The following is a 22,327-nucleotide window of genomic DNA, read 5'->3' as shown; positions in this document are numbered from 1 at the left end:
TGGACCCTTCAGCATCACGTCGAGAGCCTTTCATGGTGTGTACCCGCAACTGTTTCAAAACCGCGTTCTTCTTCCTGATCAGCTCGTTCCTTTTGGGCGGTAGTGCGCTCGTGCAAGCCGAAGATACCGTGACCGCCCTCAAGCAGGGCCAGGTCTTCGCTGATATGAAAGCGCTTGAGGCATTCCTGGCCCACGACGGCGGTTCAGTAAGTGGAACCACCACCGGCGAGCTTGCGGGAATAGGTGAAGTGCAGGCTATTAGCATCAGGCACACGGAGCCCTTGATGAGCCTTCAAATAGCCTTGCTGACACACGACACCAATGGTTCTCTGCGGGTCATCGCTCAGACCTTGGCCGTCGCAAGTGGCTACATTGAAGCCGCCACCCGTATTGAACGGGGCAGCCTGTTCATCGATCTGGATGCGATAAAGGGCGCCTGGGGGAGGCTATCAGTTCAAGCAGCAAGCCGATGGGAGGCTTCGCCTTATTGGTATCAAGCTCCACCGCGCGAGTGACAGCGGCGAGCCGGATCATGATCTCGTCGCGGTGGTCGACACGGACTTCAACCTGGTCACGGGCAAGATGCTGTTCAAGCGAGAAGGGGACCCGCGCCCGCTCAAGGCCCAAGTCCATGGCCCAGCCTGCTACCTGGAGGATTTCGATTTCGACTTTTATGCCTGCTCCGCAACCATGAAGACCGTCGATGGAGTCGCTGCGGAAGATTTGATGAATACACCGTGAGAGGATTTACCGGCATAGGTCGGTGCCCAAGTGCTCAAGAGCACCGACATTCCGGTCTGGGTGGGCATTGCCGGTACCAGGCCCCTCAGCAAGTTGACCAACCGGAGTGCGAAGAGGCGGCAGGTGCAGTTGGGCGGTTCTGGATGTCCGCGCAACGAGCCGTAAGGAGAGGGGGCTGAAGGCCGGCGACGTATCAGATGTATGAGGCATCGGCCGGAAGATGACGGCGTACCTGGAACAGAATCCTCCCAAGCAGGAAATTTGCTGCATCCGGATGCTCGGCAGGTACCTGAGAATAGTTTGATCGTGAAAGTGTCGGCCCCTAAAAATCCAAGGTTCCATAATCTTTTAATTCATTGTGCGACTTCGTTCGAGTCCATCGTCCTTCAGCTATTGGGAGTGCTATGCCACTGATTCCGTGGTGCTTGATTCTATCTTCTCAATGTCTTGATTGACGCAAAGTGCTGGGCATGTGGGTAAATCCGGATGGGAAAACTCCGGAGTTTATGTTAAAAAATCCTGCATTAAGGGGGCGCGCGGTTCCATTAGGCGAATTTGGGAGAGGGCAAGGGAATGCAATTTGTTGCTAATGGGCCGGACATCCCCGATGAGCTATTGCAGGCTCATGAGGAAGGTCGCGTAGTGTTCTTCTGTGGCGCCGGTATTTCCTATCCAGCAGGGCTACCAGGCTTCAAGGGGCTGGTAGAGCAGATATATCGGCGCACTGGCACAACGCTCTCTGACATTGAGCAAGAGGCATTCGGCCGAAGCCAGTTTGATGCCACGCTCGATCTGCTGGAGCGGCGTCTGCCAGGGCAACGTCTCGCCGTCCGACAAGCTTTGGCGCAAGTCCTTAAACCCAATTTTCGTCGCAAAGGTGCGACAGAAACTCATGCAGCCTTGCTGAGGTTGGCACGTAGCCGCGAGGGCGCATTGCGCCTCGTAACCACCAACTTCGATCGCGTATTCGACACCGCAGCCAAGCGAACGGGGCAAGCGTTCCAGTCATATGCTGCGCCGATGCTCCCTATTCCAAAGAACAGTCGCTGGAATGGGCTTGTTTACCTGCACGGCCTACTGCCGAAAAAAATAGATGACACAGTATTAAACCGCTTGGTGATAACCAGTGGCGATTTCGGTTTGGCATATCTTACGGAGCGCTGGGCAGCGCGCTTTGTGAGTGAGTTATTCCGCAACTACGTGGTGTGTTTCGTCGGGTATAGCATCAATGATCCGGTGCTGCGCTACATGATGGATGCGCTGGCTGCCGACCGAATGCTGGGAGAAATTACACCGCAAGCTTGGGCATTAGGTGATTGTGAACCAGGGCAAGAACATCGCAAGACCATTGAGTGGGAAGCGAAGGGTGTTACCCCCATCTTGTACGATGTTCGTGCCGGTAGTCATGACCATTCGGCCCTGCATGAGACCTTGCACGCATGGGGGGAAACCTATCGTGATGGCGTAATGGGCAAGGAGCGGATCGTTGTCAGTCATGCTCTTGCACGGCCATCGGCCAGTACGCGACAGGATGACTTTGTTGGTCGAATGCTATGGGCGTTGTCTGATAAGTCCGGCTTGCCAGCTCGACAGTTCGCAACGTTCAACCCCGCCCCATCGCTGGACTGGCTACTAGATGCGTTTTCCGAGGAGCGCTATGAGCACGGTGATCTCAATCGTTTTGGCGTACCTCCGCGCGATGAGGTAGACGTTAAGTTGCGCTTCAGCTTAGTTCGCCGTCCGGCACCATATCCACTCGCACCAGCGCAAATGTTGGTGTCCGGTGGTATCTCGAGTTCCCAATGGGACGATGTGATGTTTCAGCTCGCCCGTTGGGTGGTGAGGCACTTGAATGATCCACGGTTGGTTATTTGGATTGCGCAGCGAGGTGGGCAACTGCATGACCGTTGGGTTTGGCTGATTGAGGAACGGTTGAATGAGTTTGCTCGCCTTGAGCGTGAGGGTAAGGCGGCTGAGTTGGACGAGATTCGCAGCCACGCACCCAACTCCATACCTGGACTGTTGATGCGAACTTTATGGCGGTTGGTTCTCAGTGGGAGGGTGAAGTCGCCATGGCGTGAGTTTGATATCTACCGCTGGAAAGATCGCTTGAAACGGGATGGATTGACAGCCACGCTGCGGCTTGAGCTCCGGGGGGTGCTTGCGCCCAAGGTAGTATTAAAGAAACCATTCCGCTTAGGCGAGGAGTCCAAAGTTACGGATGAGCCCACCCACATTCGACACCTCGTGGACTGGGAATTGGTACTGGCAGCTGATCACGTGAACTCTACGTTTCGAGACCTCACAGACGATGCTTGGGGATCAGCTTTGCCGTTGTTGCTGGACGACTTCCAGCAACTACTCCGTGATGCGTTGGATCTGCTGAGCGAGTTAGGTGAGGTTGACCATCAAAGAGACCGATCTCATTGGGATCTACCATCTATCAGTCCGCACTGGCAAAATCGTGGCTTTCGCGACTGGGTATCGCTTATTGAGTTGTTGCGCGATGCGTGGTTGGCGGTCCGTACAGTCAATGCCGGCCGTGCGACGCGGATCGCGCAGGTGTGGTTCGAACTCCCATATCCAACGTTTAAGCGCCTGGCATTCTTCGCCGCCAGCCAGGACGATTGCATTGCTGCCGAAAATTGGGTGGGTTGGCTGTTGGGCGATGGATCTTGGTGGCTGTGGGCAGTGGATACGCAGCGAGAGGTATTTAGGCTTTTGGTACTCCAAGGTGGTCGATTGGTAAAGCCTATCCAGGATAGGCTGGAGATGGCCATCTTGAGTGGTCCGCCGCGTGAGATGTACAGAGAGGACCTTGAAGCAGATCGTTGGCAAGAATTGGTCGAGCACTCTGTGTGGCTGCATCTCTCCAAACTCAATATATCAGGGCTCGCTCTGGGGCCCGCCGCCACAGTGCGCCTGGTCGACCTGTCACGTGCTAATCCTCACTGGAAATTGGCGACCAACGAGAGTGACGAGTTCTCGCATTGGATGAGTGGTACCAGTGACCCGGACTACGAGGAACGGAAAGATGTTGAGATTGCGCCTCACAAAAGGCACGAACTCGTTCAGTGGCTCAAGCAGCCGCTACCCGATCGCCGCTCCTTTTATGAGGACAACTGGGTCGAGGTCTGCCGAAAGCATTTAATGAACAGCTTGTTCGCGTTGAGCGACTTGGCCCAAGAGGGCGTATGGCCGGCGGGAAGATGGCGGGATGCGTTGCAAGTTTGGAGCGAAAAAGGGCGGGTGTTGCGATCTTGGCGATACGCCGCGCCTCTGTTACAGAGTATGCCAGATGCAGTACTACTGGAAACTGTACATAGCGTCACACGCTGGCTGGACACCGTGTCCAAGTCGATCAATCGACATGAGGAGCTGTTCCTAGGTCTCTGCCGCCGCGTGTTGGATCTGCCGCTGAATGCTGGTACCGGCATGACGCGAAACGGCCAACCGCTCAACGACCCTGTCACCGAGGCGATTAACCATCCGATAGGTCACGTTACGCAGGCCCTGTTGAACTATTGGTTCCAGCGTGAGCCGAACGACAATGATCAACTGCCATCCGAAATCGAACCTTTTTTCACCGAACTCTGTGATATTCGGGTAGACCGGTTCCGTCACGGCAGAGTATTACTAGGTTCGCGACTAATCGCGCTCTTCCGCGTGGATCGCCCGTGGACCGAACGCCACCTGCTGCTGTTACTTAATTGGGCGGTCAATCCGGTAGAAGCTCGTGCCATATGGATGGGCTTTTTGTGGTCGCCCCGCCTGTATCGGCCACTGCTGATCGCGTTTAAATCACAGTTCCTTGAGACTGCACACCACTATGCCGAATTGGGTGAACATGCCCAGCAGTTTGCTGCCTTTCTGACTTATGCGGCGTTAGGGCCTATCGATGGCTATACGACGAAAGAGTTCCAATCCTCTATCAAAGCGTTGCCCCAGATGGGGCTTCAGGAGTCTGCACAAGCGCTTTCGCAGGCCCTTGAAGGGGCCGCTGATCAGCGAGAGGAGTACTGGAGGAATCGCATTCAGCCATTTTGGCAGCACGTCTGGCCCAAATCTCGTGATCTCGCCACGCCGCAGATAGCAGAATCTCTCGTTCGAATGAGTATTGCAGCGGGCTCTGAGTTTCCCGCAGCCCTGACGTCTGTCCAAGACTGGTTGCGTCCGATCGAACATCTACATTTTGTCGTGCATAAATTGCAGGAATCTGGGTTAAATGACCGTTTCCCAATAGAAGCCTTGGGACTGCTGAGTGCCATCATTGATGATCAAGCATGGGCGCCTCGTGAATTAGGGCAATGCTTAGACGCAATCGTGCGGGCAGCGCCAGATCTGAACCTGGACGCCCGATATCAGCGCCTCTTTGAATATTCCCGCCGCCGAGGGATGTGAGTCTGGAGAGCACTCGAAACGTGTGCTCCTGGCTGAGTGTTGCTCCTTGCAATAGACAGCTTTGGGGCGATCTCTTGCCGGCCGCAGAAATGGCCGGCTTCCATGAGAGGGCGGGAGCACTACTAACCGTTTGGTCAATCCCACGGGTGGCTGTCAGTAGCTCACATTCTTGGGGCGGCTTTGGGAGAGAGTAAGCATCTGGCGAACACATCATGTTGTAGTTAAACGGGCGCCCCTCTATGCGGCAGCAGCTCGGCAATTGTGCCTATCAGTAGTGTCGTCCCGAATGTGTGTAAGCAGATTGTCTATCGGGGCGGTTGCGAAAGCTGTAAGGGTGCTAGGCTGCTTCTAGCGGTCCCTGCAGCAACCAATCCGGACTTGTGGGGCCGCTGCCGGCACAGGCCGCTTTCCATCTACAAGGCTATGCAATGGTAATGCACGATGTTTGACGAAAAGGATTTTGCCGTCGCTCAGTTTTGGAAGATGTTGAAGAAACGTATCGCCTCACGCGAGCGAAGCGACGATCGCCAGGTGGATAAGGCCCTGCTGCAGATGCTTTTTATCGTGGCTCTCGATCAGGGGCTGTTATCGATTTCTGCTGAGAAGCCTATCCACTTCAGGCATCTGTTGATCGCGGAGCACGATCAGGAATTTGACCGGCAGTGGCGGGGCATCTGTGATGAATTAATCGGCATTCTGGACTTGCCACCGCAGGCTGAATTTTTTGGATCGATCATCGACAGATCCTTCTTCACAGAAGCATTCGAAGCCATTGACGGTGAACTACCCCGTTCGCCGGGCGAGGTGTTGAGACTGTTCGATTATCTGTTCTTCGCCAGTGCGGCCGCTGATCTTGGGTCCAGTTCACGCTACCTGAACATGGTCGCCAGGTTCTCCAGCATGTTGGCTGGTCGAGCTTACAGACGAGTCGAGGCATTCGCTTTGACGGGTGAGTTCCTGTCATTGAGTCCCTCCGGAGCGCCTGCCATTCCACCTGGATGGGGCTCTGCCATTGTGCGATTCATCAAAGGTTGGGAGTTTGAGTTGCGGCTTCGCATGGCTTTCCTTCATGTCGGTACGGAACAACTCGCTGAGAAGGCCTTTGGCTCCATCGAGCTCCTGTCTGGGGATTTTGTCCTGATTGACGCTCCTCGGAAGCTGTCAAATCGTGCTTCAGGCGCTTTTCATCAGCTGCGATCAGCATCCGCTGCCGACAGTTCTGTGCAGATGCTGGACGTATTGCTGAGCCGCAATCATTTTCTCGACGGCGTGGTGATGGTTCGTGGATCAGAACGGATCGCTACCAAACACGAGATTCAAAAAGTGCGAGAGTGGTTGGTGGAGTCGAAGATGTTGGTCGCAGTGATCGATTTTCCCTCGGGCAGCCGTAATACGACTATTTCCCATAGCGCGTGGGTGCTTCGCGCCCATCCGACCTCTTCGCGAGAAGCGGTGTTGATGGCGGACATGCGAGCGCTGCTACCTGCCAATCATCGTGATGGTTGGACCGCGTTGGCCGAGTTTGCGGCTCGTCTGGTCCTTGCGTGGGAAGTCGATCAAGATCATGCCGACTGGTCGCTGCCGGAGAGGACCAACAGCAGCGACAAACGCCTGCACAATATCTACCTGCGCGAATTCGGTGATGGCTATCGTGACGTGCCGGGGTTGTGTGTGCGTGTGTCAAGGCAACAGCTGTTGGCGAATCATTCTCGTCTACAAGCCCTTGACTACTTGGCCTCCCAGAAGCCCCGCATCTGGGCTTCCGGTCTGGATAATGCCGCTATCGCCCAACTGCTAGCAGCAAAGCGAGAGCCCCGTGAGCCGATCTATGTGATTGGAAACAATGGTGAGGGTAAGAGCCTGCTGCTGCGTGAAATTGCAGAGCTGTCTGTTGACCAGGGGCGCGCCACCATTGGGGTGGCTTTTGGCTTTAGTGATCGGTTTTCCCATCGCGCCCAGAAGAACAAAGAGGACGTTTTTTTCCGTTATGAGGGGACCCGCAACGCCAACTCGACTGCGTCAGGAAAGAAGCTTGCCTTGGACATGGGTAAGAAGATGTTTGACATCCATTGCGATCCCCATCGACTGGCCGCGTTCAGTATGGGATTGGAACTGTTGGATTTCAGGGCGCGGCGGTATTTGGTGCCTTTCACATCTGAACGGGACAGCCAGGATACTGATTTGCTGGTCAGCTCGACCGTTCTGTTGAGCGATCTCGCCAGGGAAAATATCGGTCTGGTTGAGCCGAGCGCTCTGGCGAGTATGCAGCCTGCGCTGGGGCGCATGAGCGCGCGCAGTGAGGTCACACCATTCTCCGAGCTGAGTTCGGGAGAACAGCAAATGCTAGCCTTGCTGGTGAAGTTGGCGGTTTCGGCGACGCCAAACGCACTCATATTGATCGATGAACCAGAGATAAGCCTGCATGTGAGTTGGCAGCGCTTGCTGCCCGTCATGCTGAGCAGGATGTGTGAGCACTTCGAGTGCGACATGGTGGTAGCGACGCACTCTCCTCTCTTGGTAACAAGTGCGTTGACTGCCAGCAATCATTGCTTTGTTGCCCGAGATCAGCAGTTGATCCCTCTGCGAGTCCATGATCGCGGTTCTGTTGAGCGGGTACTGTTTACTGGCTTTGGTACCCATACTGAAAATAACCGACAAGTACACGAACGTTGTGCCGCGATTGTCTCGGAGGCCATTAAGGCCGTGAACGCGGAGCATCAAAATCTACAGGCCGTCACCCGCTTGGAGGAGGAGCTGGTTGCGATGCGCCGCACCGTCCACTCGGCAACTGGGCAATTGCGCAGTTTATCCCTTGATAGCGAACTGGTGCTCATCGAAAAAACTCGCGAGGCATTGGATCAGTTGCAACGCTGGGCTCAGGAGACTGGGGAGGGTGGGCGGTGAGTCTGTTACCCGCAGGTCGTGACCGGCAAGCAGAAGAAGCGCAGTACCTGGCGAAGAGCCATCGGAGGGTGAAGCGTCGCCCCCATGCGGCGGAAATCATGAAGGGCGAGAATTTCTTTGATGCTGCACGTAGGGAAAGCCATGATGTGTGGGTCGAATTCTACGCTACCGAGTGGCAGACCCCGGCAGGTCCGATAACGGGAGCGGAGCTGATGGCTGCCCTGCGCGATCATTTGGCTGGGTTGCAAGAAGAGCAGTGTTGTTATTGTCGGCAACCGCTCCTTAAAGGCGGCTACGCCCGCCCCATTGAACACGTTCTTTCCCGGTCCGAGCATCCAAGATTCACCTTGCACTTCTGGAATCTCGCAGTCAGCTGTGAACGCTGCAACCGGCTCAAGGGAAAGACACAATCTGAGATTTTTGGGCGTGCGCTCTCCAGTTACCCCGACCATGCGGATTTCGTGTCTCAGTATCATCCAAGGTTGCATGAGTATGATGCGCACATCAAATACACCGCCATTACCCAGAATGGGGTCAATATCCCGTTGTATGCCGGGCGGACCGTCCATGGTCGAAACCTTTGTTCGCAATTCCTTCACGCGGCCGCGCTCGAGATGACCCTTTTATCGCCCAAGTCAAAGCTTTATGGGGACGTGAACACCATTCAGAACTTTATCGTCAGTCATGACGAGGCTGCCATTGACAAGGTTCAGGCGGTTCAGACTGCATTGATCGAGGCCATGGTCAATGCCGCCACCGGTTGAGCATGACGCGAGCAAAGTGGCGAGACTGACCTGAGCACAGATCGGTGCTTGCAGAGGAGATGATCGAGCGGTGTGCGTCACATTGCCACCCCTCACTCCTTGATCCTATTCAAGCGCTTGTACACGATCTTGCGTTGCGTCGTCGCAACCGAGATATCAGATGAACCTGGCACCGGCACGGACGGCTCAAGCTTTAAATCGATGAAGTCACAGGTTGAAAATAGTTAAGCATAGGACTAGTCCTGTGCCCGCACCAAACAGCCACGGCACCATAACGTCAGACCTTTGTTGTTTTGCCCTATCACGTTCTTTACGATTATTCAGTGCAATTTCTTCGGCGATTTCTTTACAAAACTGACGGCGTTGATCGATGAGGGTTTTGCTGAGAGTAGCTATGCTTTCGCTCTGTTCTTTAATAGACGTATGTAGCTCTCTGATCGTGGTATTTAATTTGTCGCCCTGATTTGAGACATTTCGGCTCAACAGATTTTCAGTAGATGTCAGCATCATATTTTGATGCTGGATCTCGCACTTCGGCCTCCTAAGCCGTTCACAGCGGCTTTGGTCTTTTCGGGTGGTTTATTGAAGGCAGCTCATACTCGCAAAGACTGAGTAAACCTCAACCGGTCAATGAGCCGTCAGTACACGGTGGTCTTGAAGGCAACACCGCCTGGGAAGAGGTTGTTGCTAGCCGTCATCCCGATCTAATAATCGAGCTAAACCCTTTAGCTGAGATAGCCGGCCATTTCCCGGGTGGTTGTAAGGAGATACTTCGCTTGTCGCGTGCCGGTGATGTGTTCTGAGCTGGCGAACTGAGTGAATTTTGGCGCATTCCTCGAGAAAACAGCTGCCTCACAACTGACACATGCTTTTCCCTTTTGATGAAGCGCTTTTTCTGACAGATGCGTCCTCATGGATGCACTACATAATTAGGGGCACCACAAAATCGAGCAGTTGCGCAGCAGACCCGTTCGATGAACCCGCGGAACGTTTTCGCAGGTTCGCACGGGAAAATTGACGCCGGCCGCTCAGCCATCACCGCCTATCGCGCCTGGAGCGATAGCGACTACAGGGAGAACAAACAAATGGATTTGAGTCCTGATACCACTGGCGATACCACCTATACGGTCCTGCTCAAGCTCAGCACAGAGCAAATGAAGAACCATGGCTTTCTGTATGAGCTGGCCCGCCGTATGGAGGACTGGGCCGGTGTCGAGATACTGAGCGTCCAGCGTAATGGGCATCGCGAAAACACATAGAGCCCGATGGACTATCGGGCTTGAGAACGAACGGCTTGTAAGTGAGGCCGATAAAAAACCATGGGATGGTGGAGGTACACGTGCACCCTTTGAATCTGGCAATCGCCTTTCAAGTTTTGGACAACATCAAAAATGGCCAGCTGCGTAGCTGCCTGGCCATGGGGTTTGAAGAGAAAGATCTGCAAACCCTGATTGATCCTCGCAGCATGGGGACGTTGGTGAACTCACCCGTTCCCTGGTTCAAGGTCGTCGTGGATGGCAGCATCGTCCACCGTCTGTTGGCCCATGCCAGTAATACGGATGAAGAGGACACGATCCGCCGCGCAATCACCCTGGGCGCGAGCACCCCCATGATCACTGAGCTCTTTGGTTTGCAGGCCAAAGAGATTGCCGTGCGCCGCGATATCCTGGGGATTCCCTGTCGCAAGGGACGTTGGCCTCTGGTCGGCCCTGAGGAAGAGCCCCGCCTGTGGGAGCATTGGGTCCGCCTGACGAAAGAGCAGGGCACCAACTTGCAGAACCCACGATCCGTCCTGGAGGTGGCCATGTCGATGACCGAGTGCGAACCCACCTTGAACCTGACCATGGTCTGGAACCTCGTCCAGCGTTGGATCGCCGAAGGGCTGGTGTGAGGGCCTGAGGATTCGATAACCGTTACGGAAATTGCTGCAGGTCTGGTGAGAGGACCGTTACTCCCCCTCACCAGACCTGCAGCAAGAGCCGCCCAGTCTCACCGTCGCCACGACGCGCGCGAAGGCGATGGGAGGCGCGTGCGGCGGACGCTTACGCCTGTGCGAGCTGATCGATGAAGGCCCCCGCCGCCTTGCCAGCAAGGTGAAATGATTTGAACTCAATGCGCTCCTTGTAGAGAATCGCCACCTTTGTGCCGAAAGGAAGCGCGCGATGAAGTTCGAAGGGACTTTTCAATACATGGGCAATCACGGGATCGTCTTCAGCGTCTCGCAGATCACCCTCACCGACAGTGAACGTGGACGCCTGCGCGAGCTGCATTTTGGCGAGGCGAAAAGCGCCCACTATGAGGTCAACAGCAAGGTCGTCGAGGTGTACGACAAGATGCAGGCCAAGAGCCTGCCGTGCACGATGAGGATCGGCATCTCCAAGCCGCTGACCCGGCAACAGGGCGATGTCCTCAATGCCCAACGCACCAAGATCGCCAACCTTGCCGCCACGGCCTTCGCTTCCGCCACCACTGCCGTGTCCTCCTCTTACGTGGGTATTCCTGTAGGGGCCGGCGTGCGCATGTACGCCAATGAAATCCTGCCCACCTACCATGCTGGCGACGTACTGGTCAGCATCGAGGCGCAGGTCAACGGCGGTATCGGCCCGCAACACACCCTCTCGACACTGATCATCAAGACCTGACTGGAGACGCACATGTCCGACATTACCCAACTGGTCATTGCCATGGTGCTGTTCTTTCTGTTCGATCGGTTTCTCAAGCCGTATCTGTTGCGCAAGTGGCTAGGGGTGGTGCTGGTGGTGGCTGGTGCGGTTGGCTGCGTTGCAGCGAGCCAGGTCCACTTGTTGGGGTTTGATCTGGGGTTGCTGTCGATCTTCGCCGTGGCGTTGGGGGTGGGATTGTTCATCAAGCGGCGGCGGTTCGAGCAGATGGATTGAAGGGATGATCGGGAGAATTGAGTGTGCAGTGGCACCTCTGGGGTTTGCCCTCGATTCAGATCTGATTTGTACGGCAGGGCCACATGGAAAATGAACCTGACCATGGTCTGAAACCTCGTCCAGCGTTGGGTCGCCGGCGGGCTGGTGTGAGGGCTTGCTGATTCGGTAACCGCCCTCTGAGGCGGTTACCGTTTTGGTAAGAAAAGCTCGGCCCCTCTTACGAGACGACCTTCAGCAAACGCTGCCGCAGGTCCACTTCAGTCAGGCCCGAAACCCTTGAAGTTTTTCCTCCAGCGCTGAGTCCACTCGGCGTTGCGCCAACTCAATCAGATGAACCATGCCCATAGCGACCTTGCGGTTTGAACCTGTGAGGTTGTCTGCATGATCGTAGGCCATGGCCGCGGCCGATTCGAGAATGGAGCAGGCGTCAACGAGCGTTTGTTCCTGATTGTTTGGACCCGCGACATTGTCAGGGCGAGAGGGTTTGGATGTGGAGGGCCGCGGAAAAATGTAATGCGCCAATGCTCGATCGACGGCATCAGGGGTAAGGTCTAATGGGCTGGGCGTCGCCGGCGGGTTGGGTGTGGCTTTGAACATGATGGAGCTCCTGTGATGGGCTACCACCGCCTGCTGTCAAACAGGGAAGGGTGGCAGCTGTACGTAGGTTGACAGACCGGACACAGGTACCCGGCGCACCCGAAGATGCCCTGCGCACAGCCGCCATAACACGCACGACAGGCTCGCGCCTGCAATGAGGATTGGCGCGCTGCTTGCGCCTGTGAGTATCGGTCTGTCAAAACCGGTCACCGAGTGAGCGATGACGAAACGCAGACTAGCCACCGAAAATATCAGGCGCAAGCGGCCGGGATTTTCTAGGAAATTTCACTCGAGGGAAAGCGAGATGTCTTGCTGGCCATGGCAAATCACGACCAGGAAACGCTCTGTCAACAGCTCACGGGGCTTCACACCCTTTCCATCATTCACCCAAAAACTCATTGATCCTGGCTGCATGAGAACTTTGGTGAGCTCGCCTGTTCCCAGGTTCAAGGTCGTTGTGGAAGACACCGTCGATACCCGTTGTTGGTCTATGTCGGCAATACGGATGAGGAGGACACGATCCGTCGCGCGATCAGCCTGGGCGCGAGTACACCCATGCGGTTGACTCAAATGCGAACGCTCCCTAGCATCGCCGCCAGTAAGCCCATTCATCGGACATCCGGACGTCTGATTCCTATGCGAAGCCCTCTGTTACTGCTCTCCCTCGTGACCCTCTCGTCTTTCGCCCACGCCGACCTGGCTGGCGTCTGGAAAGGCACTCTGGACAAAAGCCCCATCACTGTCTGTTTCAACGCACCGCCTTTCGAGGGCGCCAGTTACTACTACCAACGCTTCCTGACGCCCATTCAACTGACCCAGAGCAAGACGGGTGAGCCATGGGTCGAGGCAGGTAATACCGGCATCTGGCGGTTGGATGCACCACAGGGCGATGTGTTGACCGGGGCGTGGAGCAAGAGTCAGGACAGTCAGCCAGCTCCCTTGCACCTTGAGCGCATCGGCACTTCATCAAACGATAGAGACTGTACCAGCGATACCTATAACGACCCAATCGACGCCGTGCCGCCGGCAGCCAAGATCGAGAAAAAAAGCTTCCAGGACCACCCCTATCAGGTGAAGACCCAAGGTGCGCAAGTCACCTTGAAGCTTGAAGGGGATGCCCCGGCCATTGCCAAGATCAATAAGGACTTGGCACGCCTAGCGATCAGCCCAGAAGGTCAAAAAGATTTTTACCAAGAGCGGCGCAACTCCCTGGGTAACAGTGGCGGGGTCTTCACCAGTGAACTACTCGTCGAGCCCACGTATTGGTCGTCGCAATGGATCACCGTCCGCTTCTATCGCTGGACCGCCGGTTACGGCATAAACGGTAACAGCTGGGGCCGGCACACCTGGAACCTGAAAACCGGTGAAAGCGTTGACCCGTGGTCTTGGCTGGGTGGACGCTACGAGTGGCATGATCCTTACTACGGCAATATCAAACTGCCCGCCAAGTTCGGAGCCTGGATGGTAAAGCAACCCAAGGGGGCCGAGGATCAGGTTGAGCCCGAAGGCTGCCACGCCCCCAGCTACTCCGACTCAGACCTGACCTTTGATGCCCAAGGCATAAAGCTCTCTACGCGCGCCACGGGCGACGGTTGCGACGTTGAGCTGAGCTTTAGCTGGGACCAGTTGCAGCCAATCCTGACTGCCGAGGGCAAGGCGGCACTGCCCAGTTTGAAAATGCCCTGAGGCCTTTCCACCCAGGAGGTGTCACCCGGTACGGAGGAGGGGCAGCGGGGTTTACTCACCCCCGCTGTTTTCGCTGATGAAATCCAGGCGCTGGCTCATCCACTGCCGAACGATTTCCCGCGCGGCCTGCTGCGCCTCGCTCGCGGATAAACCGCGCTCGTGTTGTAACCAGGTGCTGGTCACCTGCCGGGCGGGTTCAACCGCCGCCAAGGCCTGCTGACGCTGCTTTTTCGGCCAGGACTTGTCGTCGGTCCAGTCACGTGCGATCTGCTCGGGATCGTCCACCTGCGCAACCGGCGCCTTGAGAAAGTCCCGGGGAGACACCGTAGCCCGCAGCGCCATCAAGTGCCAGTCGGCATAGCTGGCAAAGCGGATGGTGCCGGCATTCCCGCTCGCCGCAGACAGCGCTTCGTTAAAGCTGCCGCTCAGTTGCTTCCAGGGACCTTGTTCAAACAGGTTGCCCTGGGGCGCGCAGATCGGCGCAAAGGTGTCACGGGTAGAGCCGTAGAGCGAGCCGAAGGCGTCATAGGCAGCCTCACCCTGGCGCGAGAAAACAAAGCAGTGCACAAAGGCGCGCTGGTCAGCAAAGAACGCGTACTCTGCCCGCTCGATCATCATGCGCAGTAGTGTCAGTTCGACCCGGTCGCGACTCACTGACTGATTGCTCTGAATGTCGCTAAACACCGAGCGCGGAAAGTCATCATCAGCCAGTGCCTTGAGTGCCTGCTGGCGGCTCGCTTCGGCTTCCTCTTGTGTCACCCCACTGGCGGGTTCAAAACGATGCAGATAAACCAGCCAGGCCGCGGCTAACTCACTTTTCGGAAAACGCCTCAGCCCTTGTGCCGCCTCAGCCGGGCGGTAGGGAATACTGGCGATGGTCGCGTCCAGGGCCGCCGTGTCCGGCTGGGTAAGCGTGCCCACCTCAATCACCCGCTGGCTCAGTAGCGGTTGCAGACAGGCGACCAGTTTGTCCTGTTCCGTGGCGCAGGCGTTGCGGGTTTGCAACCAGGCACGCTGGCCAGTGCGCAAGGCGTCGCGCTGATCGGGTACCAGCTTGGCGATTGCCCGGGTGTAGTGTGCACCAAGGGTGCTGTCCAGCTCGCTCAACTCGGGACTGGCACAGATAGTGCGCTCCACCGGTGTCGAGGCTTTCTGACAATCGAAGGACGCCGCCATGGCAGGCGTGCCCACATTCAGCAGCAATCCGGCAGTCATCAATATTGAACGCAGAGGCTGTACGGGGCGGTCCATGGTTTTCCTTGTGAGAGTTCCTTTCAGGGGGCGCATTGTGCCAAGACCACTGATTTCACGTCTATCGGCCGTGGTGTTTATGACGGCACGACGACGGCTCATCAGCGCGGAACAGGCCGGGCCAGCAAGCGGGGGGTATACCCGCCGGCGTGGACACTGCGTTGCTGGGTCAGTCCAGAGTCCACTTCACGTCTGAGGGGCACGGTGAGCTGACTGCGCACGGCCACCATAAAGTTGAGGCCGAAAAAAGCGCCTTGCTCAAGGTGGCGCTTTACTGCTTCTGGGGCAGCGATTTCATTTTGTGGAATTTTGAAATGGAATGCCCTATGCTCGTTTCAATTCATAGGTATTTTGAAATGAGCATGATCAAGTCTCCACCTCCTACCAATCCGAACCCCTTTGCAGAGATCCTTGAAAAGCACCCGGACAAAGTAGGTGCGTACCTGGAACTGAGCCATAGCGTTGACTCGAAAGGTCGCTACCTACATTTCGACAAACTGAGATTCAGAATCCCTAGCGATTTAGATCCCGCATTGGCTTGGTCCGTGGTGAGGCAGGCAAGGTTGAGGCAGCTGACGGACGTTTTGTTACTAGGCGAGCCCCCAAAAAAGTGTAGTTTTCTTTACACCCCTGCTATGCACATGGCGATCTCAGCGTGCGATCAACACACGACCACTGCCGCGCTCGAATGGATGTGCTCAAAGATAGGTGAGACCAAACATTTACACTATCTTTTGAATGATTTGATTGAAGATGAAGCGATTAGTAGTAGTCAGCTGGAAGGCGCGGCGACTACCACCAAGGCCGCTAAAGACCTCCTTAAAAGGAAAAGGGGGGCGAGAACACTCGATGAGAAAATGATCATCGGAAACTTCAAGATGATGAACCATGCCTGGGATTTTAGGGAGCATGCGCTCACGCTGGACATTATCTCTGACCTGCATCAAGTCGGTGTGGAAGGTATTAGTGACGAGAGCTATCGGCCCGGCGAGTTTAGAAAAGACGACAATATCGTTGTAGAAGATGGCAGTGGTGATGTGGTACATCAGCCCCCACCGGCTCAACATCTTGAAGAACGGTTGAAGGTGATAATCGATTGGGTCAACACCAATCACTCAGACATGGAAAACCAAAGCTATATTCACCCAGTAGTGAAGGCGATCATTATTCACTTCATCATAGGGTATGAGCATCCCTTCAATGATGGGAATGGCAGGGTCGCAAGGTCATTGTTTTATTGGTATTTGTTCAAGAGTGGATTCGGTGCCTTTAGATATATAGCAATCAGCACACTGCTTAAGATATCCCCTATCCAGTATGGAAAGAGCTATCTCTATACTGAAACCGATAGTATGGATCTCACCTATTTTATCGACTACCAGTGCAGGGTTATCGCCAGGGCGATTGGGCAGTTCAGGAAAACATATGAGGCTACTGTTGAAGATATGGAAAAGTTTAACGCTTTTTTATATCAGTCTGGTCTGTATGGGAAACTGTCTGAGAAGCAACGAGTCGTCTTCAATGTGGCGAAATCTGGAAAGGCGCAAGAGTTTACGATTACCAATGTTAAAGAGAATTTAGGTTGCGCCTACAACACGGCTGCAACAGTGCTTAATGGTTTGGTTGAGCATAAGCTGTTCGAAAAAACAAAAATCGGTAATGAATGGGTTTTTAATATGATTGATGCTAGCCAGATTATAAATGGCTGGAAAAAATAGAAGGTACAGCCTCGACGTCCAACGACGTATTTAACGATGATGGATGCGCTCTAGCCGATCGGCGATATTCCCAGCGTGCGAGGTGCTCTTCGCAACCCGCAGGGTCACCGTGCAGTGGTCAATTGATTCCGGACTGTTGCGGTTCAACTGAGCCGGAGCCAGCCTTGGGTTTCCTCTCTCGGTCCAGGCAGGCACCAGTCAATTGCCTGAGGAGGGCTGAGTCGAATGAGCGGGAAGCCAGGCTTTCCGCTCATTCGCAAAGTGCCGTCAGCCGCTGACGGCCTGCTTATCCAGAACAGAGCTCATTCTCAGTTGTGCCAGTTCAATCAAATGCATCACCCCCATCGCCACCTTGCGGTTCGAGCCGGCTTGGTTGTCGGCGTTTTCATAAGCGGTGGCCGCAGCGGATTCCAGAATCGAATAGACATCGGCCAGGGCGTCCTCCTGATTCCTGGGTTCATTCAGATGATCATGCAGTACGGTGACAGAGGCCGGTTTCGGGCAAGCGTCTGGACCTAGGTTGTAGTGAGACAAAGCCCGGTCGGCGATACGAGGGTCGATGGTTTCAACGTTGGGTATTGCAGGCGGATTGGGGGTTACTTTGAACATATTTGCACTTCCAATGTTAAGTGGAACTGCCAGTTATCGCTGCTAAACGAAGAGGTGGCAGCTGTACGCAGGTTAGCAGACCGGAACATTGGGAACCCGGCGCACCCGTGAGGATGCCCTGCGCACAGCCACCATAAAGCGGAGGCAAAAAAATAGCGCCCGACTAGGGTGGCGCTGTGCGCCCAATGTTTATTTCCAGGCTGCTAAACCTGATCACTGATGAGCAGTGACAGTCGAAGCCTAGCCGCGAGATTGGGCGCATACAAGCGGTCAGGATTTTCTAGGAAATTTCACTCGAGGGAAAGCGAGTTGTCTTGCTGGCCTTAGCAAATCACGATCACGAAACGTTCGTTCAACTGCCCGCCGAACCTCAAAAAGCTCCCCACCGTCCACCCTGCGCCCACTTCACGCCTGAAGGTCACCGTGAGCTCTCGAGCGACGGCGTATACCTGCTGAAAAATGCCCACCGTTTTTGCGAATTCCCCTACACGTGTCTTGCGTATCTATCTGCAAAGCTGAGGGCCAGGAGGCCAGTAACGGCTGCTGATTCTTTGAAACGTTGTGCTGAGCTTCGTGGTGGATGAAACCGCAGGCGGGCTACCAGTGACGTATGACTATGGAGTGTTGCGGTTCAACTGAGCCGGGCCCGGCCTTGGGTTTCCTGTCTCAGTCTGGGCAGGCACCAGCCAATTGCCCTGGGAAGGCTGAGTCGAATGAGCGGGAAGTCAGGATTTCCGCTCATTCGCAGGGTGCCGTCAGCCGCTGACGGTTTGCTTATCCAGCACTGAGTCCATTCTCAATTGCGCCAGCTCAATCAAATGCATCACGCCCATCGCCACCTTGCGGTTCGAACCGGTTTGGTTGTCGGCGTTTTCATAAGCGGTGGCCGCAGCGGATTGCAGAATCGAGCAGACATCGGCCAGGGCGTCTTCCTGATTCCTGGGTTCATTCAGATGATCATGCAGTACGGTGACAGAGGCAGGTTTCGGGCGCGCCTCTGGACCGAGGTTGTAGTGAGACAAAGCCCGGTCGGCGATACGAGGGTCGATGGATTCAACGTTGGAGAAAACAGGCGGATTGGGGGTGGGTTTGAACATAGATTGGTTACTCCCGATCTGTTGAGGGAGCCGCCAACATCGCTGCTAAACGAGAGGGTGGCAGCCGTACGCAGGTTAGCAGACCGGTGATCAGGAAACCCGGCGCACCGAAGTGCCCTGCGCACGACCACCATAAAACGGAGGCTGAAAAAAAGCGCCTCGTAGAAGGTGGCGCCGTGCGCCTGATCACAATGGGCTGCTAAACCCGGTCACTGAATTGGCAGTGACGGATCGAAGCCTAGCCGCGAGATCAGGCGCAAACAAGCGGTCAGGATTTTCTAGGAAATTTCACTCGATGGAAAGCGAGTTGTCTTGCTGGCCTTGGCAAATCACGACGACGAAACGTTCGTTCAACTGCCCGTCGAACCCTAAAAAGCTCCCCACCGTCCACCCCGCGCCAACTGCACACCTGAAGGTCGCCGTGAGCTCTCGAGCGGCAGCGATTCCTGCTGAAAAACACCCACTGTTTTTGAGAATTCCCCTACACATGTGTCTCGTATCCATCTGCGAAGCTGAGGGCCTGCAGGCCAGTAACGGCTGTGGGTTCTTTGAAACGTTGTGCTGAGCTTCGTGGTGGATGAAGCAGCAGACGGGCTACCAGTGACGTATGACTATGGAGAGATTTACGTGGCAGACATGGACAGTAGAGCCGCCGGTAGCATCGCAGGTGTCGTCATCAGTTTTGTTCCCATCAAGGGGTACGGTTTCATCAAAGGGGAGGACGGGGAGCAGTACTTTTTCCACCTTGATGACGTCGAGGAGCGAGCGCCTCTGGTGACGGGGCAGCATGTCACGTTCATGCCGACACCTTCTGCCAAGGGCTCGAAGGCAAAGCGCGTGATGCCTGGACCTGGTCCGACAGTCATTTACGTTGATCCGGACGACTTCGTCTGGTCCAAAGCAGGCCCACCGAAAGGCATGAAGGCGGTGCTGATCACCGGTAAAGGCTGGAGCGAGTCCGACGATCCCAACGAGGCCCGCCAACTGCTGATCGAGACCGCCAGGCTGTGGGGTGCGAACGCGGTGTTACACGTCACCCAGTCCAGGTACACGGAAGAAGAGGCCGGCTCCAACTACAAATACACGGTGCACCGGTTTGACGCCGAGTTGGCTGTCGTGAAGGTGATCAAAACCACCTCTGACCCTGAGCTCATTGCGGCCTCGCAGGCGCAGATGCAGACGTTGAAGGACTGGTGGGCAAAATACAAAGCACAACACAGCAGCGAGCAGGACGGGCCTTCTGCCGCGACGCGCCATCGTGGACAGTCCTATCGGCTGGGCTTCTGGCTGGGGCGGTTTTCTGGCCGCTACCGGAGGGCTGAGGATGACGCCATGGACTGGCTAAAGAACAAAGGCGTGCCCGCTGTTCTGGCCGGGATCCTGACGTGGTCGGTGAGGCTGAGCTTTCTCGGCTGTTTCTTGTATTTGGCGTTTTGGATAGCGCCCTTGATTCTTGGGCTCTTGGTGCTGATGGGCATTCTGAGGAATGATCCTGACTGCGGCGCAGAGAGAGTGGACTCTGAAGTGGAGGAGCTTTGACCTGATCCGACATCGATAGATTCGACCACGCAACGGCAAGAAACTGGCGGTCTCACGGTCCTCGAGGGTAATGCCACTTCAACAGTTTCTCTATTGAGAGACCACGCCGTCAGCATTTGCCGAAAAACCCTACAGGCGCTTCTGCGGATCATCTGCAAAGCTGGTCTGAACAATCGCACCATTGAACTGTGCGAAGAATGGAATCTCAACAGCAGAGGTCAGCAGCATGGCGGACGACATTAAAAAGCAGAGACCTTCATATCGCTTGGGCTTCTCGCTGGGGCGGTTATCTGGCCGCTACCTGAGGTCTGAGGATACAGCTATGGGGTGGCTAAAGGGCAAAGGCGTGCCCGCCATTCTGGCGGGCATCCTGAAGTGGTCGGTGAGGTTGGTTTTTGTAGGTTGTTTCTTGTATTTGGCTTTTTGGATTGCGCCGTTAATCGTTGGACTTCTGGCGCTCCAGGGGCTTAAGAGAGGAAAGTCGGGCTGTGGCGGAGAAATAGTAGATTTTGATGTGGAGGAGCTCTGTCCTGATCCCCATGCACCTAAATATATTCATGACCCGAGGTTTGATCGTGACTTGTAGGAGTCAATTTTCTTCATCTGGCTCCGTATTTTCATGAATGCTCTCTATCATTATGTCCCCACCCTGGCCTCCCTGTTGTTGGGCTCCACTGGTTCCACCTACCAACCCTTGGATAATTGGTCCAGCGTGTATGCCCGCCCAAGCCAAGGCAGTGATCCAGAACGTTGGCAATATGATGAATAGCGCGGCCATCACATAATTCAGCAGCATGTCGGCCTGTATGTTGTGCAAGCCCATCAACGGGTCCAGATTCGAGTAGGGCGAATTTTGGCCGTACAGGGCGTCGAGGATGGTGCTATCGATCCAGCGCGCAAGCTGAAACCAAAAGTCCACGAAGATCATCGCGAACTGCACGATTGAAACCGTGACGGCGGCCTTCAGGTCGTAGGTGCTGAAAATCAGCACCAGTGGTATGCAGATCACCAGCGCCATCTTCAGCGCCGCCATCACCATGGGCAGCGCCTGGCGCACAACGTCCATGGCCGGGAAGTACGCAGCTGTTCCCATCGATAAGCCAATGGTGCTCACCGCTCGGCTCAAGTCGTTGTAAAGGGAGCTTTGCACCTGACCGCCATAGTCAGAGTAGAGCTGCCCTTGGGTCATCCACTGGCTACTCGGCGACACCACTTGCCGAATGATCGCGTCGTTCACTTCATCCTGGGGCATGGAGCCGGCCCACCGCACAAAGCGATCCAGCAGAGTGATGTCTACCTGAGTCAGTAGCCGTGCGCGCAGCCCCTGATCACTGTCGGCCCACCACTGATTGCAGGTCGGGTAACCGCCGCCATGGCTGACCTCAGCCAACCCCATGTCTCGCACCGGGTCGTAGGGCCACTCAACTCGCGGGGTCTTGGAATGGTAGGTGTCGTAGTACCCGGACTGCTGGTTGAAGTACCGGGAGCCGATCCAGTTGATGTCGTGGGTTTGTTCGTCACTCAGGGTAGGGCGGCTCATGAACAGCTTGGCCCGGGAGTAGCCGTAGCAGTCATTAGTAAAGTCAGCCACTTCCTGGGTGAGCACCGGGTCATGCAGCCGGGTGGTGTTGACCTGCATGCGCATCTGCCGCAGATCCGTCCCGCACGGAATGGCCGCCACCGCAGCGCCGGTCACCGCCTTGGACATTGAATGCACGAACCACCACCACACCGGCACGCGAGCGCTCTGGTTATTCAGGGAGGTGAAGGAGCGGCCCCAGCCGGTGTCCTCGGGCGCCGGCACCTGGTACTGACATTGTTGCGAACGCGTGTCGTCGAACTGCAGGGTGGTGAGATTGAGCTCAATGAAGGGCACGCCCGCAAACATGATCACGGCGGTGGCCAGCCAGAGCCGATTCTCGATGCGGGTGGCGGCCAGCAGCCCCTTGTTGCCCTCATCGGCGCCTTCGTCACGGGCCTTGAGCCATTCCTGAAGCAGGATCGCAAAGAACGGCAGGGCAAAGAGCCCTGAGTCCATCAGCACGTCCCAGATGCCGTTGCCGACGAGCCAGCCCACCAGGGTGAGGTAGTACTCCAGATAATCGTTGGTGTAGAGGGTCATA

At 55.7% G+C, this 22,327-nt stretch carries 19 protein-coding genes; 13 read left to right on the top strand and 6 right to left on the bottom strand.

All coding sequences use genetic code 11. The features are described 5' to 3' along the window. Positions 1-32 precede the first annotated feature (32 nt). The 5 genes from AC07T0_RS28630 (at position 33) to AC07T0_RS28610 (ending at position 8,810) form a co-directional block, all read left to right on the top strand. Positions 33-515 carry a hypothetical protein gene (locus AC07T0_RS28630; RefSeq protein WP_495004338.1) on the top strand — a complete coding sequence of 161 codons (483 nt, stop codon included), beginning with the start codon at positions 33-35 and terminating at the stop codon, positions 513-515. Between the two features lie 31 nt (positions 516-546). Further along, on the top strand, positions 547-741 hold the full coding sequence (locus tag AC07T0_RS28625; RefSeq protein WP_495004337.1) for a hypothetical protein: 195 nt from the start codon (positions 547-549) through the stop codon (positions 739-741). A gap of 573 nt (positions 742-1,314) precedes the next feature. Then, positions 1,315-5,142, top strand: coding sequence for an anti-phage defense-associated sirtuin Dsr1 (gene dsr1 / locus AC07T0_RS28620; RefSeq protein ID WP_495004336.1), 3,828 nt, complete (start codon positions 1,315-1,317; stop codon positions 5,140-5,142). 441 nt (positions 5,143-5,583) lie between these two features. Then, complete coding sequence (locus AC07T0_RS28615) at positions 5,584-8,046, top strand: AAA family ATPase (RefSeq protein WP_495004335.1); 2,463 nt, start codon at positions 5,584-5,586, stop codon at positions 8,044-8,046. Continuing rightward, on the top strand, positions 8,043-8,810 hold the full coding sequence (locus AC07T0_RS28610; RefSeq protein WP_495004334.1) for an HNH endonuclease: 768 nt from the start codon (positions 8,043-8,045) through the stop codon (positions 8,808-8,810). Before AC07T0_RS28615 ends, AC07T0_RS28610 begins: the two co-directional genes overlap by 4 nt. A 207-nt stretch (positions 8,811-9,017) precedes the next feature. On the opposite strand, the gene AC07T0_RS28605 is transcribed toward AC07T0_RS28610, so the two are convergent. Then, positions 9,018-9,320 carry a hypothetical protein gene (locus AC07T0_RS28605; protein ID WP_495004333.1) on the bottom strand — a complete coding sequence of 101 codons (303 nt, stop codon included), beginning with the start codon at positions 9,318-9,320 and terminating at the stop codon, positions 9,018-9,020. 575 nt (positions 9,321-9,895) lie between these two features. Between AC07T0_RS28605 and AC07T0_RS28600 the strand changes: the two genes are divergently transcribed. The 4 genes from AC07T0_RS28600 to AC07T0_RS28585 all read left to right on the top strand — a co-directional run bounded on the left by AC07T0_RS28600 (position 9,896) and on the right by AC07T0_RS28585 (position 11,707). After that, complete coding sequence (locus tag AC07T0_RS28600) at positions 9,896-10,069, top strand: hypothetical protein (protein WP_495004332.1); 174 nt, start codon at positions 9,896-9,898, stop codon at positions 10,067-10,069. Positions 10,070-10,149: 80 nt separating this feature from the next. After that, the gene (locus AC07T0_RS28595) at positions 10,150-10,701 is read left to right on the top strand and encodes a DUF2857 domain-containing protein (RefSeq protein WP_495004331.1); all 552 of its coding nucleotides are present in this window, start codon (positions 10,150-10,152) and stop codon (positions 10,699-10,701) included. A gap of 271 nt (positions 10,702-10,972) precedes the next feature. Continuing rightward, the gene (locus AC07T0_RS28590; protein ID WP_495004330.1) at positions 10,973-11,452 is read left to right on the top strand and encodes a hypothetical protein; all 480 of its coding nucleotides are present in this window, start codon (positions 10,973-10,975) and stop codon (positions 11,450-11,452) included. 12 nt (positions 11,453-11,464) lie between these two features. Continuing rightward, positions 11,465-11,707: a hypothetical protein gene (locus AC07T0_RS28585; protein WP_495004329.1), complete on the top strand. Its 243-nt coding sequence runs from the start codon at positions 11,465-11,467 to the stop codon at positions 11,705-11,707. Between the two features lie 261 nt (positions 11,708-11,968). Here the strand turns inward: AC07T0_RS28585 and AC07T0_RS28580 are convergent, their stop codons facing one another. Further along, positions 11,969-12,304: a DUF6124 family protein gene (locus AC07T0_RS28580; protein ID WP_495004328.1), complete on the bottom strand. Its 336-nt coding sequence runs from the start codon at positions 12,302-12,304 to the stop codon at positions 11,969-11,971. 636 nt (positions 12,305-12,940) lie between these two features. Between AC07T0_RS28580 and AC07T0_RS28575 the strand changes: the two genes are divergently transcribed. After that, entirely contained in the window at positions 12,941-13,990 is a 1,050-nt protein-coding gene (locus AC07T0_RS28575) for a hypothetical protein (protein ID WP_495004345.1), read from the top strand. A 51-nt stretch (positions 13,991-14,041) separates the two neighbouring features. Here the strand turns inward: AC07T0_RS28575 and AC07T0_RS28570 are convergent, their stop codons facing one another. Beyond that, the gene (locus AC07T0_RS28570; protein ID WP_495004327.1) at positions 14,042-15,241 is read right to left on the bottom strand and encodes a lysozyme inhibitor LprI family protein; all 1,200 of its coding nucleotides are present in this window, start codon (positions 15,239-15,241) and stop codon (positions 14,042-14,044) included. Positions 15,242-15,603: 362 nt separating this feature from the next. On the opposite strand from AC07T0_RS28570, the gene AC07T0_RS28565 reads away from it, so the two are divergent. Continuing rightward, positions 15,604-16,959, top strand: a complete 1,356-nt coding sequence (locus tag AC07T0_RS28565; RefSeq protein ID WP_495004344.1) for a Fic family protein — start codon at positions 15,604-15,606, stop codon at positions 16,957-16,959. A 267-nt stretch (positions 16,960-17,226) separates the two neighbouring features. On the opposite strand, the gene AC07T0_RS28560 is transcribed toward AC07T0_RS28565, so the two are convergent. Both AC07T0_RS28560 and AC07T0_RS28555 read right to left on the bottom strand, forming a co-directional pair. Further along, on the bottom strand, positions 17,227-17,568 hold the full coding sequence (locus AC07T0_RS28560; protein ID WP_495004326.1) for a DUF6124 family protein: 342 nt from the start codon (positions 17,566-17,568) through the stop codon (positions 17,227-17,229). A 755-nt stretch (positions 17,569-18,323) separates the two neighbouring features. Continuing rightward, positions 18,324-18,665 carry a DUF6124 family protein gene (locus AC07T0_RS28555; RefSeq protein WP_495004325.1) on the bottom strand — a complete coding sequence of 114 codons (342 nt, stop codon included), beginning with the start codon at positions 18,663-18,665 and terminating at the stop codon, positions 18,324-18,326. A gap of 558 nt (positions 18,666-19,223) precedes the next feature. On the opposite strand from AC07T0_RS28555, the gene AC07T0_RS28550 reads away from it, so the two are divergent. Both AC07T0_RS28550 and AC07T0_RS28545 read left to right on the top strand, forming a co-directional pair. Continuing rightward, positions 19,224-20,204, top strand: coding sequence for a DUF3742 family protein (locus AC07T0_RS28550; RefSeq protein WP_495004324.1), 981 nt, complete (start codon positions 19,224-19,226; stop codon positions 20,202-20,204). A gap of 226 nt (positions 20,205-20,430) precedes the next feature. Beyond that, positions 20,431-20,790, top strand: a complete 360-nt coding sequence (locus AC07T0_RS28545) for a DUF3742 family protein (RefSeq protein WP_495004323.1) — start codon at positions 20,431-20,433, stop codon at positions 20,788-20,790. Positions 20,791-20,793: 3 nt separating this feature from the next. On the opposite strand, the gene AC07T0_RS28540 is transcribed toward AC07T0_RS28545, so the two are convergent. Next, positions 20,794-22,326, bottom strand: a complete 1,533-nt coding sequence (locus tag AC07T0_RS28540; protein WP_495004322.1) for a conjugal transfer protein TraG N-terminal domain-containing protein — start codon at positions 22,324-22,326, stop codon at positions 20,794-20,796. Position 22,327 lies beyond the last annotated feature (1 nt).

It is taken from the genome of Pseudomonas sp. GW821-FHT04D07 (assembly GCF_059420225.1).
The sequence above is the reverse complement of the archived record's forward strand: the minus strand, read 5'-3'. Positions and strand labels throughout refer to the sequence as shown.

Bases quoted from the DNA above. Each gene is read 5' to 3' on its own strand.
- AC07T0_RS28630 (WP_495004338.1), top strand. From the start codon at position 33: ATGGTGTGTACCCGCAACTGTTTCAAAACCGCGTTCTTCTTCCTGATC.
- dsr1 (WP_495004336.1), top strand. From the start codon at position 1,315: ATGCAATTTGTTGCTAATGGGCCGGACATCCCCGATGAGCTATTGCAG.
- AC07T0_RS28615 (WP_495004335.1), top strand. From the start codon at position 5,584: ATGTTTGACGAAAAGGATTTTGCCGTCGCTCAGTTTTGGAAGATGTTG.
- AC07T0_RS28605 (WP_495004333.1), bottom strand. From the start codon at position 9,320: ATGATGCTGACATCTACTGAAAATCTGTTGAGCCGAAATGTCTCAAAT.
- AC07T0_RS28600 (WP_495004332.1), top strand. From the start codon at position 9,896: ATGGATTTGAGTCCTGATACCACTGGCGATACCACCTATACGGTCCTG.
- AC07T0_RS28590 (WP_495004330.1), top strand. From the start codon at position 10,973: ATGAAGTTCGAAGGGACTTTTCAATACATGGGCAATCACGGGATCGTC.
- AC07T0_RS28585 (WP_495004329.1), top strand. From the start codon at position 11,465: ATGTCCGACATTACCCAACTGGTCATTGCCATGGTGCTGTTCTTTCTG.
- AC07T0_RS28580 (WP_495004328.1), bottom strand. From the start codon at position 12,304: ATGTTCAAAGCCACACCCAACCCGCCGGCGACGCCCAGCCCATTAGAC.
- AC07T0_RS28575 (WP_495004345.1), top strand. From the start codon at position 12,941: ATGCGAAGCCCTCTGTTACTGCTCTCCCTCGTGACCCTCTCGTCTTTC.
- AC07T0_RS28570 (WP_495004327.1), bottom strand. From the start codon at position 15,241: ATGGACCGCCCCGTACAGCCTCTGCGTTCAATATTGATGACTGCCGGA.
- AC07T0_RS28565 (WP_495004344.1), top strand. From the start codon at position 15,604: ATGATCAAGTCTCCACCTCCTACCAATCCGAACCCCTTTGCAGAGATC.
- AC07T0_RS28560 (WP_495004326.1), bottom strand. From the start codon at position 17,568: ATGTTCAAAGTAACCCCCAATCCGCCTGCAATACCCAACGTTGAAACC.
- AC07T0_RS28555 (WP_495004325.1), bottom strand. From the start codon at position 18,665: ATGTTCAAACCCACCCCCAATCCGCCTGTTTTCTCCAACGTTGAATCC.
- AC07T0_RS28545 (WP_495004323.1), top strand. From the start codon at position 20,431: ATGGCGGACGACATTAAAAAGCAGAGACCTTCATATCGCTTGGGCTTC.
- AC07T0_RS28540 (WP_495004322.1), bottom strand. From the start codon at position 22,326: ATGACCCTCTACACCAACGATTATCTGGAGTACTACCTCACCCTGGTG.